Origin of the sequence: Salmonella sp. 32120201201600049SM, from assembly GCF_017572835.1 — a bacterium.
Lineage (GTDB): Bacteria > Pseudomonadota > Gammaproteobacteria > Enterobacterales > Enterobacteriaceae > Salmonella > Salmonella enterica.
This window is the reverse complement of record NZ_JAGESA010000004.1, coordinates 356,536-371,520: the sequence shown is the minus strand read 5'-3', so window position 1 is coordinate 371,520 and position 14,985 is coordinate 356,536. Positions and strand designations below refer to the sequence as shown.

15 protein-coding genes are annotated in these 14,985 nt (G+C 53.1%); 11 read left to right on the top strand and 4 right to left on the bottom strand.

The window, feature by feature from the left end; translation table 11 throughout:
* Nucleotides 1-41: 41 nt before the first annotated feature.
* The 6 genes from gluQRS (at nucleotide 42) to panD (ending at nucleotide 5,340) form a co-directional block, all read left to right on the top strand.
* The gene (gluQRS, locus tag J4650_RS12370) at nucleotides 42-938 is read left to right on the top strand and encodes a tRNA glutamyl-Q(34) synthetase GluQRS (RefSeq protein ID WP_000132295.1); all 897 of its coding nucleotides are present in this window, start codon (nucleotides 42-44) and stop codon (nucleotides 936-938) included.
* A gap of 161 nt (nucleotides 939-1,099) precedes the next feature.
* Nucleotides 1,100-2,497 (top strand): polynucleotide adenylyltransferase PcnB, encoded by a 1,398-nt coding sequence (gene pcnB / locus J4650_RS12365; protein ID WP_204367155.1) that lies wholly within the window; start codon nucleotides 1,100-1,102, stop codon nucleotides 2,495-2,497.
* Nucleotides 2,494-2,973: a 2-amino-4-hydroxy-6-hydroxymethyldihydropteridine diphosphokinase gene (folK, locus tag J4650_RS12360; RefSeq protein ID WP_023993176.1), complete on the top strand. Its 480-nt coding sequence runs from the start codon at nucleotides 2,494-2,496 to the stop codon at nucleotides 2,971-2,973. Before pcnB ends, folK begins: the two co-directional genes overlap by 4 nt.
* Before the next feature lie 120 nt (nucleotides 2,974-3,093).
* Complete coding sequence (panB, locus tag J4650_RS12355; RefSeq protein ID WP_023993177.1) at nucleotides 3,094-3,885, top strand: 3-methyl-2-oxobutanoate hydroxymethyltransferase; 792 nt, start codon at nucleotides 3,094-3,096, stop codon at nucleotides 3,883-3,885.
* 125 nt (nucleotides 3,886-4,010) lie between these two features.
* Complete coding sequence (gene panC, locus J4650_RS12350) at nucleotides 4,011-4,865, top strand: pantoate--beta-alanine ligase (protein WP_000905350.1); 855 nt, start codon at nucleotides 4,011-4,013, stop codon at nucleotides 4,863-4,865.
* A 94-nt stretch (nucleotides 4,866-4,959) separates the two neighbouring features.
* Nucleotides 4,960-5,340, top strand: a complete 381-nt coding sequence (gene panD / locus J4650_RS12345) for an aspartate 1-decarboxylase (protein WP_000621526.1) — start codon at nucleotides 4,960-4,962, stop codon at nucleotides 5,338-5,340.
* A gap of 6 nt (nucleotides 5,341-5,346) precedes the next feature.
* Here panD and J4650_RS12340 read toward each other — a convergent pair whose 3' ends face one another.
* Both J4650_RS12340 and J4650_RS12335 read right to left on the bottom strand, forming a co-directional pair.
* Nucleotides 5,347-6,576, bottom strand: coding sequence for a polysaccharide deacetylase family protein (locus J4650_RS12340; protein ID WP_000245316.1), 1,230 nt, complete (start codon nucleotides 6,574-6,576; stop codon nucleotides 5,347-5,349).
* A 61-nt stretch (nucleotides 6,577-6,637) separates the two neighbouring features.
* Complete coding sequence (locus J4650_RS12335) at nucleotides 6,638-7,078, bottom strand: PTS sugar transporter subunit IIA (protein ID WP_000901960.1); 441 nt, start codon at nucleotides 7,076-7,078, stop codon at nucleotides 6,638-6,640.
* 370 nt (nucleotides 7,079-7,448) lie between these two features.
* On the opposite strand from J4650_RS12335, the gene J4650_RS12330 reads away from it, so the two are divergent.
* The 4 genes from J4650_RS12330 to J4650_RS12315 are packed head-to-tail and all read left to right on the top strand — an operon-like array spanning nucleotide 7,449 to nucleotide 12,380.
* Nucleotides 7,449-7,988, top strand: a complete 540-nt coding sequence (locus tag J4650_RS12330) for a fimbrial protein (RefSeq protein ID WP_023993178.1) — start codon at nucleotides 7,449-7,451, stop codon at nucleotides 7,986-7,988.
* 47 nt (nucleotides 7,989-8,035) lie between these two features.
* Nucleotides 8,036-8,719, top strand: coding sequence for a fimbrial biogenesis chaperone StiB (gene stiB / locus J4650_RS12325; protein WP_001086414.1), 684 nt, complete (start codon nucleotides 8,036-8,038; stop codon nucleotides 8,717-8,719).
* Nucleotides 8,720-8,745: 26 nt separating this feature from the next.
* Nucleotides 8,746-11,292, top strand: a complete 2,547-nt coding sequence (locus tag J4650_RS12320; RefSeq protein ID WP_023993179.1) for a fimbrial outer membrane usher protein — start codon at nucleotides 8,746-8,748, stop codon at nucleotides 11,290-11,292.
* An 8-nt stretch (nucleotides 11,293-11,300) separates the two neighbouring features.
* On the top strand, nucleotides 11,301-12,380 hold the full coding sequence (locus tag J4650_RS12315; protein WP_023993180.1) for a fimbrial protein: 1,080 nt from the start codon (nucleotides 11,301-11,303) through the stop codon (nucleotides 12,378-12,380).
* A gap of 119 nt (nucleotides 12,381-12,499) precedes the next feature.
* On the opposite strand, the gene J4650_RS12310 is transcribed toward J4650_RS12315, so the two are convergent.
* Nucleotides 12,500-13,270: an ABC transporter permease gene (locus tag J4650_RS12310; RefSeq protein ID WP_000983418.1), complete on the bottom strand. Its 771-nt coding sequence runs from the start codon at nucleotides 13,268-13,270 to the stop codon at nucleotides 12,500-12,502.
* A complete protein-coding gene (locus J4650_RS12305; protein WP_000150619.1) occupies nucleotides 13,267-14,193 on the bottom strand; it encodes an ABC transporter ATP-binding protein in 927 nt (308 codons plus the stop codon). The genes J4650_RS12310 and J4650_RS12305 overlap by 4 nt, the downstream gene beginning before the upstream one ends.
* A 108-nt stretch (nucleotides 14,194-14,301) precedes the next feature.
* Here J4650_RS12305 and can point away from each other — a divergent pair, with 108 nt between their 5' ends.
* A complete protein-coding gene (gene can, locus J4650_RS12300; protein ID WP_000651591.1) occupies nucleotides 14,302-14,964 on the top strand; it encodes a carbonate dehydratase in 663 nt (220 codons plus the stop codon).
* Nucleotides 14,965-14,985: the final 21 nt, after the last annotated feature.

The window sequence follows — 14,985 nt, the reverse complement described above, 5'->3', positions numbered from 1 at the left end:
CAGGCGGGAGTTTTCCCGCCTTATTCTTTATTGCCCGCAGCATGACTGACTCACACTATATTGGCCGTTTCGCGCCGTCGCCATCCGGCGAACTGCATTTCGGCTCGTTAATCGCCGCCCTCGGCAGCTATCTACAAGCCCGTGCGCAACGCGGAATTTGGCGCGTTCGCATCGAGGATATCGACCCCCCACGTGAAGTTCCCGGTGCCGCAGCGACCATTCTGCGCCAGCTGGAACATTACGGCCTGCACTGGGATGGCGAGGTCTTATGGCAATCACAGCGTCATGAGGCTTATCGCGAGGCGCTGGCCTGGCTTCACGAGCAGGGACTGAGCTACTACTGCACTTGCCCCCGCTCGCGCATTCAACGTCTGGGCGGTATTTACGACGGCCATTGTCGGACGTTATGCCACGGGCCGGAGAATGCCGCCGTCAGAATTAAACAGCAGCATCCAGTGATGCATTTCCATGATGCCTTGCGCGGCGATATCCAGGCTGACCCACAGCTGGCGAGCGAAGATTTTATTATCCACCGCCGCGACGGACTGTTTGCTTATAATCTGGCCGTGGTGGTCGACGATCATTTTCAGGGGGTGACGGAGATCGTCCGCGGCGCAGATTTAATCGAACCCACTGTCCGACAACTTTCTCTGTATAAACAGTTTGGCTGGCGTGCGCCAGGTTACGTGCACCTTCCGCTGGCGCTCAACGAACAAGGCGCTAAACTTTCCAAGCAAAATCATGCCCCTGCGCTTGCGACAGGCGATCCGCGCCCGGTACTGGTCCAGGCATTGCGCTTTTTAGGCCAACGCGACGTCGTAGCGTGGCAGGAGATGTCTGTTGAGGAGTTGCTGCGCTTTGCAGTGGCGCACTGGAGGCTTACAGCCGTACCCACATCGGCTAATGTAAATCCGGCATTCTCAAATGCGTCTCGCTGAGCTATGATTAGCCGCTATTTTTGCTCATCGTCTTTCGCATTGCTGCGGCGTTAATGATGCTTACAGCCCAGGTCGCGTTGCTCTCTTACGCCCGTCTGCCGTAATGCGAAAGACATAGAGTAAGTTGATCTTATTAATGTATGACACTACCGAGGTGCGCTATTTTTACCCGAGTCGCTAATTTTTGCCGTAAGGTGTTAAGCCGCGAGGAGAGCGAGGCAGAACAAGCCGTCGCCCGTCCACATATGACGATTATCCCGCGTGAACAGCACGCTATCTCCCGCAAAGATATCAGTGAAAATGCCCTCAAGGTACTGTACAGGCTGAACAAAGCGGGCTATGAAGCCTACCTGGTCGGCGGCGGCGTCCGCGATCTCCTGCTCGGCAAAAAGCCGAAGGATTTCGACGTGACCACCAACGCAACACCGGATCAGGTACGGAAATTATTCCGCAATTGCCGTCTGGTGGGGCGTCGTTTCCGCCTGGCTCACGTGATGTTTGGCCCGGAAATTATCGAAGTGGCAACGTTTCGTGGTCATCATGAAGGCAGTGAAAGCGACCGTACGACCTCCCAGCGTGGGCAAAACGGTATGCTGCTGCGCGATAATATCTTCGGCTCTATCGAAGAAGATGCCCAGCGCCGCGATTTCACCATCAACAGCCTTTACTACAGCGTAGCGGATTTTACCGTGCGCGATTACGTCGGCGGAATGCAGGATCTGCAAGAAGGCGTGATTCGCCTGATCGGCAATCCGGAAACGCGCTACCGCGAAGATCCGGTTCGAATGCTGCGCGCCGTGCGTTTCGCTGCGAAGCTCAATATGCGTATCAGCCCTGAAACGGCTGAGCCAATCCCGCGTCTGGCAACCTTGCTAAACGACATTCCTCCCGCGCGCCTGTTCGAAGAGTCGCTGAAGCTGTTGCAGGCGGGGAACGGTTTTGAAACCTATCAACAACTGCGGGAATACCACCTCTTCCAGCCGTTGTTTCCTACCATTACGCGTTATTTCACCGAAAACGGCGACAGCGCAATGGAACGCATCATTGCGCAGGTGTTGAAGAATACAGATAACCGCATCCGTAACGAGATGCGCGTTAACCCGGCATTTTTGTTTGCCGCCATGTTCTGGTATCCGCTGCTGGAGATGGCGCAAAAAATCGCTCAGGAGAGCGGCCTTGCCTATTACGATGCTTTCGCGCTGGCCATGAATGACGTGCTGGATGAGGCCTGCCGTTCACTGGCGATCCCGAAACGCCTTACCACGCTGACCCGTGATATTTGGCAGCTTCAGTTACGCATGTCCCGTCGTCAGGGCAAACGCGCCTGGAAGCTGATGGAACATCCCAAATTCCGCGCCGCGTTTGATTTGCTGGAGCTGCGCGCTCAGGTGGAAAATAATACTGAACTGCAACGTCTGGCGCAGTGGTGGGCCGAGTTTCAGGCTTCCGCGCCGCCGGAACAAAAAGGGATGCTCAACGAGCTGGACGACGATCCTGCTCCACGCCGCCGTCGTTCACGTCCGCGCAAACGCGCGCCGCGCCGCGAGGGCACCGTATGACGATCGCGTATATCGCGCTTGGCAGTAATCTGGCCTCTCCGCTGGAGCAGGTCAATGCCGCCCTGAAGGCTATCGCCGACATTCCCGATAGCCGTATCGTCACGGTGTCTTCGTTTTACCGCACGCCGCCGCTTGGCCCACAGGATCAGCCCGATTACCTGAACGCCGCGGTGGCGCTGGATACCGCCCTCGCCCCCGAAGAATTGCTTAACCATACCCAGCGCATTGAGCTGCAACAGGGCCGTGTGCGCAAAGCCGAACGCTGGGGGCCGCGCACGCTGGACCTCGACATTATGCTGTTTGGCGATGAAATCATTAACACCGACCGTCTGACCGTACCGCACTACGACATGAAAAACCGCGGTTTTATGCTGTGGCCGTTATTCGAAATCGCTCCTGATCTGATCTTTCCGGATGGTATCAGCCTGCATCAGCATCTCACCCATCTTGATGCTGCAAAACCCGCCCACTGGTAAAACATCGCCTCCCCTTTAGCGTTTACTGCTTTAGCGCCAAACGATTGCTTAAATCAATTGCCCCCCTGAATATGACTGTTAGAATGCCGGGAAATATAACTTTTACCATCAGGAAACGTTATGAAACCCACCACCATTTCACTGCTGCAGAAATGCAAGCAAGAGAAAAAACGCTTCGCGACAATTACCGCCTACGACTACAGCTTCGCTAAGTTATTTGCCGACGAAGGTATCAATGTGATGCTGGTTGGCGACTCGCTGGGCATGACGATTCAGGGGCATGACTCCACTCTGCCTGTCACCGTGGAAGATATCGCTTACCACACTCGTGCCGTGCGACGTGGCGCGCCGAACTGCCTGCTGCTCTCCGACCTGCCGTTTATGGCTTACGCCACGCCGGAACAGGCGTTTGAAAACGCGGCTATCGTGATGCGTGCGGGGGCCAATATGGTCAAAATTGAAGGCGGCGCCTGGCTGGTTGATACGGTGAAAATGCTCACCGAACGCGCCGTGCCGGTTTGTGGTCATCTGGGGCTAACGCCACAGTCGGTGAATATCTTCGGCGGCTATAAAATTCAGGGCCGCGGCGACGCCGGGCAGGTACTGCTGGATGATGCGCTGGCTTTAGAAGCCGCTGGCGCTCAACTGCTGGTGCTGGAGTGCGTGCCGGTTGAGCTGGCGAAGCGCGTCACGGAAGCGCTGTCGATTCCGGTGATCGGCATCGGCGCGGGCAACGTCACCGACGGTCAGATCCTGGTGATGCACGATGCGTTTGGCATCACCGGCGGCCATATTCCCAAATTCGCGAAAAATTTCCTTGCCGAGGCGGGCGACATGCGCGCCGCCGTACGGCAGTATATGGCTGAAGTGGAGTCCGGCGTTTATCCGGGCGAAGAACACAGCTTCCACTAATTTTTCTGACCGTGCCGGATGGCGACGCGACGCGTCTTATCCGGCCTACAGATCCTCAACGGATGTAGGCCTGATAAGCGCAGCGCCATCGGGCAGGATCATCAAGCAACTCAAGGAGTTTTGTTGTGCTAATCATTGAAACCCTGCCGCTGCTGCGCCAGCATATTCGTCGTCTGCGTCAGGAAGGTAAACGCGTCGCACTGGTTCCCACCATGGGCAACCTGCACGACGGCCATATGAAGCTGGTCGATGAGGCAAAAGCCCGGGCTGATGTGGTGATCGTCAGCATTTTCGTCAACCCGATGCAGTTTGACCGGCCGGACGATCTGGTGCGTTATCCGCGCACGCTGCAGGAAGATTGTGAAAAGCTGAACAAACGCAAAGTCGATTATGTCTTTGCGCCAGCCGTTGAGGAAATCTACCCGCAGGGGCTGGAAGGCCAGACGTACGTTGATGTTCCCGGCCTCTCTACCATGCTGGAAGGCGCCAGCCGTCCGGGCCACTTCCGCGGCGTCTCGACTATCGTCAGCAAGCTGTTCAACCTGATCCAGCCGGATATCGCCTGCTTTGGCGAGAAGGATTTCCAGCAACTGGCGCTGATCCGCAAAATGGTGGCGGATATGAGTTATGACATTGAGATCGTCGGCGTGCCGATTATTCGCGCCAAAGACGGTCTGGCGCTCAGCTCACGTAACAGTTATCTGACCGCAGAGCAGCGCAAAATTGCGCCGGGTCTACACAACGTGATGAATAGCATCGCTGAAAAACTGATTGCGGGTAATCGTGAGCTGCAAGAGATTATTGCCATTGCCGAACAGGAACTGAATGAAAAAGGCTTCCGTGCCGACGACATTCAAATTCGTGATGCCGACACGCTGCAGGAGCTGACGGAAACCAGCAAACGCGCAGTGATTCTGGCCGCCGCCTGGCTGGGTCAGGCGCGTCTGATCGATAATCAAAGCGTTACATTAGCCCAGTAGACAGGGGTTAAAAATCGGGCAATACTGCCTGAGAATTTCCAAAGCAGGCCACAAGCGCCTGCTTAGCCAAGGTAAACGACAGGGTAAAGAAGTTATGATTCGCACCATGCTGCAAGGCAAGCTCCACCGCGTAAAAGTCACGCAGGCGGACCTGCACTACGAAGGTTCCTGTGCCATTGACCAGGATTTCCTTGATGCCTCCGGTATTCTGGAAAACGAAGCGATTGATATCTGGAACGTGACCAATGGGAAACGTTTCTCAACCTATGCGATTGCGGCTGAACGCGGCTCCAGAATCATCTCGGTGAACGGTGCGGCGGCGCACTGCGCTGAAGTTGGCGACATTGTGATTATCGCCAGCTTCGTCACCATGTCTGATGAAGAAGCGCGTACATGGCGTCCGAAAGTGGCCTATTTTGAAGGCGACAACGAAATGAAGCGCACCGCGAAAGCTATTCCGGTACAGGTTGCCTGATAGTCCTTATCCCTGCGGCTGGTTGCTGATCAGCCGCGACATGGTTTCCAGCGAATCCGTGCGCAGAATATACAGCCTTTTGAGCAACATCGGATTATCCCCCGGCTTCACCTTCCCTCTCACCGTGGTGACCGCCAGATGGAAACCGGCGTCTTTTGCTGCTTTGATCGCGGTCGCGTTATAACCGCCAAAGGGATAAGAAAGATAAAATACGTGCGGAGTAAACTGTGCGAGTGCCCGCCGCGAGCGTTCAAAATCAAACAGAATATTATGGTAGCTGCGGCTATATAAAATCGGGCGACGATGCCCATCTACCCGGTGTAAAAAATGGGTATGCGACTGAAAATCAAAAACATCGCTTATCTTGCGCAATTCGGACACGCTCATAAATTGCAGCGACCTGGGATTCCATGTTTGCGGATGGCGCTTAATACGCGATGAGATAATAAATGCCGTCGCTTTCATACCGTACTGCTTTAATACCGGATACGCATAGCGACTCACCGATTTAAGGCCATCGTCAAAGGTGATAACCACCGCGCGCGCCGGGAAATTGGCGCGGTTATGGATGTAATCCTCCAGTTGGTACATCGTCAACGTGGCATAGCCGCGATCGCGAAGCCAGGTCATTTGGTTGCTGAATGCCCGAACCGAAGTCGTGGTGGACGTATGGCGAAAACGAGTATTCTCTTCATCACGTAAGATGTGATGATAGGTCAAAATCGGAATGCCGTTGTCTTCCTGCGCATCCATGGCGCTGACATAAGCCAGCCTGTCGCCAATACGGATCTGATACCAGGTTTGGTGTAGCCGGCCTTGCAGCTTGCTAATAATGGGGTAACGCAAATTATCCACCAATACGCCAAACGGGGCGCTACTGATGTCCGGCGCGTTATACACCGGCGTGTCCTTCCAGGTCACCAGATTCTGATTGCTGAGCGGCTTGTTAAGATCGCCCAGGCCATCTTCCACTTTTTGTTTTCCCTGCACGGATTCCAGATGGCCTTTATCGATAAAGCCCACACCGAAGCCGAATTTAAAGGCATAATAATCAGCCGCAACAGGCGTTACGGAAAGAATTTGTCCGGCGCGGATATTCCCTACGGTCACCATTTTGTCGCCAATCTGCGACCAGATGGCGGCATCTTTCGTCGTTTGCATATAACGAGCGGGCAAGGCAGCCAACACATTACCGGCGAAAAAGAACAGCAAGATAAGAACAACGCGCATAACCATATATCATAACCGAGGCGAAAAAACGCCGTCATTGTAGCAAAAGCGTCGTCAATGGTATTGATCAAAACTCATACGAATCATGCAGCAATACAAAAGGCGGATTTTTCTGCTGCTGATGCCAGAGACTGGTGACATCCGGCGCGCCAAGCGCGACAATCTGGTCGCGAAATGCTGAACTGCTCATTGACTCTCGCCAGGTAATCATTTCCTCCATCAATGAATAGCTAACACCGGAAATAACTTCACATTGAGAATGTTTATGGCTCATCAGCGACGCTACACGATAAGGCGCCGCGCCGGAAATGTCGGTTAAAAATATCACGCCTTCACCGGAGTCGGTGGCATGGAGGGCGTCACACATCATGCGGCTGAGCATATTTACGCTTAACCCACGCCAGAAATTGACCGCCCGACACTGCGCCAACGGCCCATACTTCTTTTCAAGACCTTCGAGCATTTCCTGCGCCCGATCGTCATGACAGGAAATGACCCATCCCAGCATAACTTCTCCTCCATTGAGCTCCAATCCTGCATGATGTCAGCATGTTTTTTTGGCCGACAACACACTATGACCACGATCATTTTTTATTCAAAAAAAATTTGCATTATTTTTAAAATTGTTAGCAGCCTTCATAGAATCTGGCCCATTAAAGGGTAACCACGGCGATTCAATTAAACAAACACTCACCAAAATAATTGATTAAATATATATTATAAATATTTCATATTTATGTATTCTGAATTTTTCTTCGCGCCGCAAAAATCATCGGACATTATATTTACTCATTCGGCAATAAAAAGAACAATAACTTCCCACACTATAGATATTGTTACTATGTCAATATTTATAATATCTTAAAGGATCAAAGATAATGAAACTCACCTTAAAAACACTCACTGTGGCACTGGCTGCCATCACCCTCTCCCCCGCCGCGCTGGCAGACACCGCCAAAGACGGCACCGTACATATCACCGGCCTCATTAAGCAAAACGCCTGTACGGTAAAAACGGATTCAGTAGAGGTGACATTACAGGAAGAATTTGCCTCTCTTTTCACTGCCGCAGGGCAGACGGCAGGGGATACAGACTTCACCATCGAACTCGAAAACTGCGACGCAAACGTCTACAGCAGTGTACAGGCGCGCTTTGAAGGCACACTCGACGGAACCGATGCGACCATCCTGAAAAATGAGGATGATGCTGAGAATATTGGCGTGCAAATTCTTGATAAAACTAGCACCCCTATGACCTTTAACGATCTTCAGGCATGGTCTGCCCCAGTCAACCTCCCTACAACAGAGGGGGTGACGGAACTCTCAATGCCTTTCACCGCCCGCTATATCTCCACCGCGGTTCCCGTTAAGTCGGGAACGGTCGATGCAACCGCAACATTCTATCTGCAATATAACTGATCCTGGCGGCCAGCGTCGGCTGGCCCCTTTGTTTATTGAGGTCATCAATGAATTCATTGGCTAAAGCAGGGTTGCTTTGTTGCCTGTTGTGCGGTTCGCTGGCGCATGCCGCAGGGATAAACATCGGCACAACGCGGGTTATTTTTCACGGCGATGCCAAAGATGCGTCCATATCGATAAGCAATAGCGACAACGTTCCCTATTTAATTCAGTCCTGGGCGCAATCGATCAGTGAAACCGGGGCGAGCGGTGATGCGCCGTTTATGGTCACCCCGCCGCTTTTTCGCCTTAATGGCGGGCAAAAAAACGTACTGCGAATTATCCGTACCGGCGGTAATTTGCCAGAAGATCGCGAGTCGATGTACTGGCTGGATATTAAATCGATTCCCAGCAGCAATCCGGACAATAAACACAACACGCTCATGCTGGCCGTTAAAGCGGAATTTAAGCTGATTTACCGGCCAAAAGCGTTAACCCAAAAACCAGAAGAGGTTGCCGATCGGTTAACGTGGTCGCGTCAGGGTCGCACGCTCACCGTGAAGAACCCCACGCCCTATTATATGAACTTCGCCACCCTTTCCGTTGGCAGTCAAAAAGTGAAAGCCCCGCGCTATGTGGCGCCTTTCGGCAACGCGCAGTATACGCTGCCTGCCGCCGCCAGCGGCCCGATTGTCTGGTCTATCATCAACGATTTTGGCGGTACTGGCCCCGAACATAAACAAACGCCTTGAGAAGAGTGACAGGGATGAGAGTGCCGATGCGCAAAAGGCAACACCGGGTATTTTATTTATCGCGCTGCGCTGTGTGTATCGCGCTGGGCAGCACGTTCGCACACGTTGCATGGGCGCGCGACTATTTCAATCCGGCATTTATTGAAAACCATGGGCAGGCGAGTCGCACAAGCGTCGATCTGTCGACATTTGATAACGACAAAAGCCAGCTGCCAGGCACCTATTACGTCACTATCAATATCAATAAAACAGAAATCGGCGCGCGAAACGTTGATTTTCAACTCACGACGCTCAGTGACGGTCAACAGGCATTACAGGGCTGTTTACGGCTCCAGGAACTAAAAGATAACAGCGTCAAAACCGACCTTTTTCCAACCCTGGAGAGTGAAAAAGGTTGTGTCGATCTCAGCGTTATCCCCGGCGCCAGCCAGCGGTTTGATTTTCAGCAACAGACATTATCAGTAAGCATCCCGCAACTCTACATCGCCAACAACGCGCGCGGCTACGTGCCGCCGGAAAAGTGGCAGGAGGGGATTACCGCGCTAATGCTGAACTACAGTTTCAGCGGCTATAAAGAGTACGGATCCAGTGAGGATTCCGACGATGCGGAATCGAAGTATCTCGCTCTCCAGCCGGGTTTTAACCTCGGGCCGTGGCGTTTTCGCAACTACAGTAACTGGAGTTCAAATAACGGCGAGAGCGGTAGCTGGAACAGCGTTTATAACTATTTACAGCGCGACATTATCGCGCTGAAAAGCCAGTTCACCGCCGGAGACAGCAATACGCCATCCGACGTGTTCGACAGCGTACCTTTTCGCGGCCTCCAGCTCACCTCTGACGATCAAATGCAGCCCAACAGCCAGCGTGGTTACGCCCCGACGATTCGCGGCATCGCCCGCTCAAACGCGCAGGTTATCGTGCGGCAAAACGGCTATATCGCCTATCAGACCGCCGTTTCGCCGGGCGAATTTGAAATCAACGATATGTTTCCCACCGGCAGCAACGGCGACTATGACGTGACGGTAAAAGAAACCGACGGCAGCGAACAGCACTTTATCGTGCCCTACTCTTCGCTGCCGATTCTGCAGCGTACCGGACGGGCAAAATACAGCGTGACCGTGGGTAAATATCGCGATTATAACAACCACACGCTGGACGACTTCGGCCAGGCGACCCTGCTGTACGGCCTGCCGTGGGGCATCACCCTGTACGGCGGCAGCCAGATTGCCGGCGATAAATACCAGTCCGTCGCCTTCGGCGTCGGGCAAAATATGCAGATGCTGGGGGCCATTTCCCTGGACGGCATCTGGTCGCACGCCAAATTTGACGATGGCCGCAAAGAAATCGGGCAATCCTGGCGCGTCCGCTACAGCAAGGGCGTCGTCAGTACGGGCACCACGTTTTCGCTGGCCGGCTATCGTTACGCCAGCGAAAACTACAATTCGCTGAGCGAGGTGATCAACCCGGACGACGATTTTTATGATAACTACGGCAAGCGCCATAATCGTTTCGAAGCTTCGGTCAACCAGCAAATTAGCGATACGCTCGGTTCCTTAACGCTAAGTTGGGTAAAAGAAGATTACTGGCACAGCGCGCAGCAGATGGAATCCCTGAGCGCCAGCTACAACAATAGCTGGGGTCCGGTGAGCTATACGCTGAGCTACAGCTATAACAAAAACACCTACCAGTACCGATCGGACAATGACGATGATGATAACGACGACGATCGTTATAACCAGAACGATCGGCTGTTCACGCTGTCGCTGCACGTTCCGTTTACGGTGTTCGATTCCAGGCTATACGCCAGCTATATGCTGAACACGCGTAAGCATGATGCCACGGTGAACAGCACCACCCTTAGCGGCACCGCGCTGCGTGACAGAAACCTGAACTGGTCGTTACAGCAGAGCCACAGCACACAAGACGGTGATTCCGGCGGGGTAAACGCCAGCTACAAAGGCACTTATGCCAATCTCAACGCCGGTTACAATCAGTCGCCAGATAGCCAACAGGTCAGCTACAGCATCAGCGGCGGCATTCTGGCGCACGAAAACGGTATTACCCTGAGCCAGCCGATTACCGGCGCGGCGATTTTAATTAAAGCGCCCGGCGCCAGCGGCGTTTCGGTTGAAAACCAGACCGGCGTCGCCACCGACTTCCGGGGTTATACGGTGATCCCCAACGTCACGCCGTATTATCGCTACGATATCTCGCTCGACAGCAGCACGTTTGCTGACAACGTGGATATTCCGCTCAACAACCAGACCGTCTACCCGACGCGTAATGCGGTGGTGCGCGCGGCGTATGACACGCATAAGGGCTATCGCGTGTTGTTAACGCTGACGCGCAGCAATGGCGAGCCCGTGCCCTTTGGCGCGACGGCAAGCGTCGATGGGCAGGATGCGAACCTGGCCAGTATCGTCGGCGATAAAGGCCAGGTCTTCCTCAGCGGCCTGCCGGAAGAGGGCCTGCTGCTGGTGAACTGGGGAAGCGCCTCTTGCCGCGCGGATTACCGCCTGGATATCAGCAAAAATATGAACGGCATAGTGATGGCGAACGCCGTCTGCCAGTGAGGAACACAATGAAGAATTTATGGATGCTGCTGGCGCTGTCGCTATTTTCAGGCCATGCGCTGGCAGACGGAACGATGGGCAACGGAAGCGGCTGGTGTCAACCCACCAGCGGCACGCATAATTTCTTTTTTCCCCTTGACCAGACCATTACCGATACGGATGAGAACCAGGCAGGGAAAATAGTCAAAGAGAGTTGGTCGGTCGGCGGCGAATACAGCGCCAAGTGCGACTGCGATAATAAAGATTATCAGGGCGTTAACTATTTCACCGCCACGACCGGCGATTTAACACAAAAAGGAACGTACAGCGAAGCGGGTAGCAATGGGCAACAGATGGATTTTTATGTTCTGGTCGCGGGTAAGCTGGAGATTGGTACGGAAACCTACATCGTCGGTAACCTGAAACAGTATATCCCCGTTCCCTTTTCAGCGATCAGTAATCAGGACCCCACCGCAGGCGGGTGTACGGGCGCGGACATAAACAAAATGTCCGCAGGGAATAAGGGTAACGTGCGTATTTATATTACTCACCCATTGGTAGGTGAAATCACCATTCCTGAGACGACGATTATGAATCTCTATTTGTCAAAAACGCCGGGCAGCAGCGGAGATAATATTCCCCCTTCCGTTCCACCGATGGCGCACGTCACCATGTCCGGAACTATTACCGTGCCGCAGTCCTGTTCCATCAACGCCGGGCAGGTTATTGAGGTCAGGCTACCGGATATTGAGGGCAAAGATATTCGTAACCTCGGCGACAGTCCGCAGAACTCGCACGTCACCACTCAGGTAAACTTTACCTGTAGCAACGTGGCGGACGGCACCAACCTGTCAATGTCATTAAATGGCGCAACCGATCCGCACAACCCGGACTACCTGAAAACCGACAATGAGAATTTGGGGATACGGATTTCCGATAAATACGATAATACCATCGTTCCCGGCGGCAGCGCCGAATTGCCGATTGAAGATTACGCCGACGGTAAAGGCAGCACCGAGTTCACCGCCGCGCCGGTCAATACCACCGGACATGTTCCCCACACCGGAGAATACCAGGCTACCGCCACGCTGGAGATTCAGATTCGCTGAGAGAAGCGTTGGGTTTCAGCAAGCCCTCCCACCTACAGCCCCGTAACCCATTGATATTACGGGCCCGTAGATGGGGTGAAGCGAAGTGCAACCCAACGCCCCATCTCCCCAGTCAGCGCTTAACTGCGCAACCCGCGCCCGCGCTGGATCAGCGACCAACACAGCAGATAGAAAGCAGCGATAAAGATCACCAGTACGCCAAACGTTGTCACCAGCGGCACATCATGGATACCCAGAAAACCATAACGGAAACCGCTGATCATGTAGACGATCGGGTTCAGGTGCGACAGCCCTTGCCAGAACGGCGGCAGCAGCGTCAGCGAGTAAAATACCCCGCCGAGGTAGGTCAGCGGCGTCAGCACAAAGGTCGGGATCAGACTGATATCGTCAAAGGTTTTCGCAAACACGGCGTTCAGCAGTCCGGCCAGCGAGAACAGAATCGCGGTCAGAATCAGCGTTAGCGCGACAAATACCCAGGAATGCACCTGGAAAGGCACGAAAAAGAGCGAAATCGCCGTCACCAGAATCCCTACGCATAGCCCGCGCGCTACGCCGCCGCCGACAAATCCGGCGATGATCACGTGCGTTGGCACCGGCGCGACCAGCAGTTCCTCAATATTGCGCTGAAACTTGGCGCTAAAAAATGACGACGCGACATTCGCGTAGGAGTTAGTAATGACCGCCATCATAATCAGGCCCGGCACAATAAATTGCATATAGCTAAAACCATGCATTTCGCCGATGCGCGAACCAATCAGGTTACCGAAAATAATAAAATAGAGCGTCATGGTGATGACAGGCGGCACCAGCGTTTGCACCCAGATCCGCATAAAGCGGTGGATCTCTTTCGCCCAGATGCTTTTAAGGGCAACCCAGTAAAGCTGCATCATGCGCGATCTCCTTGTTTTTCATGCACCAGCGACACAAACAGTTCTTCCAGACGGTTGGCTTTATTACGCATACTTAATACCTGAACCCCCTGCTCGCTCAGTTGGCTAAAGACACTGTTAACCCCCTGCTCGCGTAACACTTCCACCTCCAGAGTCGAGGTATCCACCAGACGATATTGATAACCCGTAAGCTTAGGTAGCGGGCTTTTTGGCGCTAAATCCAGAATAAACGTCTCCGATTTCAGCTTTGAAAGCAGATTTTTCATGGAGGTATTTTCCACCAGCTCGCCGTGCTGAATAATACCGATATTGCGGCACAGCATTTCCGCCTCTTCCAGATAGTGGGTGGTGAGAATAATGGTGGTGCCTTTGGCGTTTAAGTCTTTCAGGAATCCCCACATCGAGCGACGCAATTCGATATCGACGCCCGCCGTCGGCTCATCGAGAATCAATAGTTTAGGCTCATGCATCAGCGCGCGGGCGATCATCAGGCGGCGCTTCATCCCACCGGAGAGCATCCGCGCGCGTTCATGACGTTTTTCCCACAGATCGAGCTGTTTTAAATACTTTTCGCTACGTAAAACCGCCTCTTTATGTTCCACGCCGTAATAACCCGCCTGATTCACTACGATCTGTTGCACCGTTTCAAACGGGTTAAAGTTAAACTCCTGTGGCACCAGTCCAAGCTGTCGCTTGGCGTTAACCACGTCTTTTTCCAGGTCGTAACCAAAAACGTTAACGCGCCCGGACGTTTTATTAACCAATGAGCTGATAATACCGATGGTGGTCGATTTCCCTGCTCCATTTGGCCCCAGAAGCGCGTAAAAATCCCCCGCTTCGACCTGCAAATCTATGCCGCGCAACGCCTGAACGCCGCCGGGATAGGTTTTTTTAAGTTGTTGAAGTTCCAGCGCAATGGTCATAAATTCTCACTTACTTTACGTTCTTACACTTTATATATGGTTTAAATAATTACGGAGTTGCCCTATATTAGCCCAACGCACTTATTTGGTTACAGGTCGTTAACTTCCATGAAAGACATAGATACACTCATCAGCAACAATGCACTATGGTCAAAAATGCTGGTGGAAGAGGACCCCGGATTTTTTGAGAAACTGGCGCAAGCGCAAAAACCGCGCTTTCTATGGATTGGATGTTCCGACAGCCGCGTTCCCGCAGAGCGTTTAACCGGGCTTGAACCGGGCGAATTGTTTGTTCACCGTAATGTGGCTAACCTGGTTATTCACACCGATCTGAACTGTCTCTCCGTGGTTCAGTATGCGGTAGATGTTCTGGAAGTTGAGCATATTATCATTTGCGGCCACTCCGGTTGCGGCGGTATCAAGGCTGCGGTAGAAAACCCTGAGCTGGGCTTGATTAATAACTGGCTGCTGCATATCCGCGACATCTGGCTTAAACATAGCTCGCTGTTGGGAAAAATGCCCGAAGAGCAACGTCTGGACGCGCTCTATGAATTGAACGTCATGGAACAGGTCTATAACCTGGGGCATTCCACCATTATGCAGTCAGCGTGGAAACGCGGTCAGAATGTGACCATTCACGGCTGGGCGTACAGTATCAATGATGGCCTGCTGCGCGATCTTGACGTCACCGCCACCAACAGAGAAACGCTGGAGAACGGCTATCATAAGGGTATTTCCGCCCTAAGTCTGAAATACATTCCCCACCAATAAGCCATTAGCTATAGGCCGGAT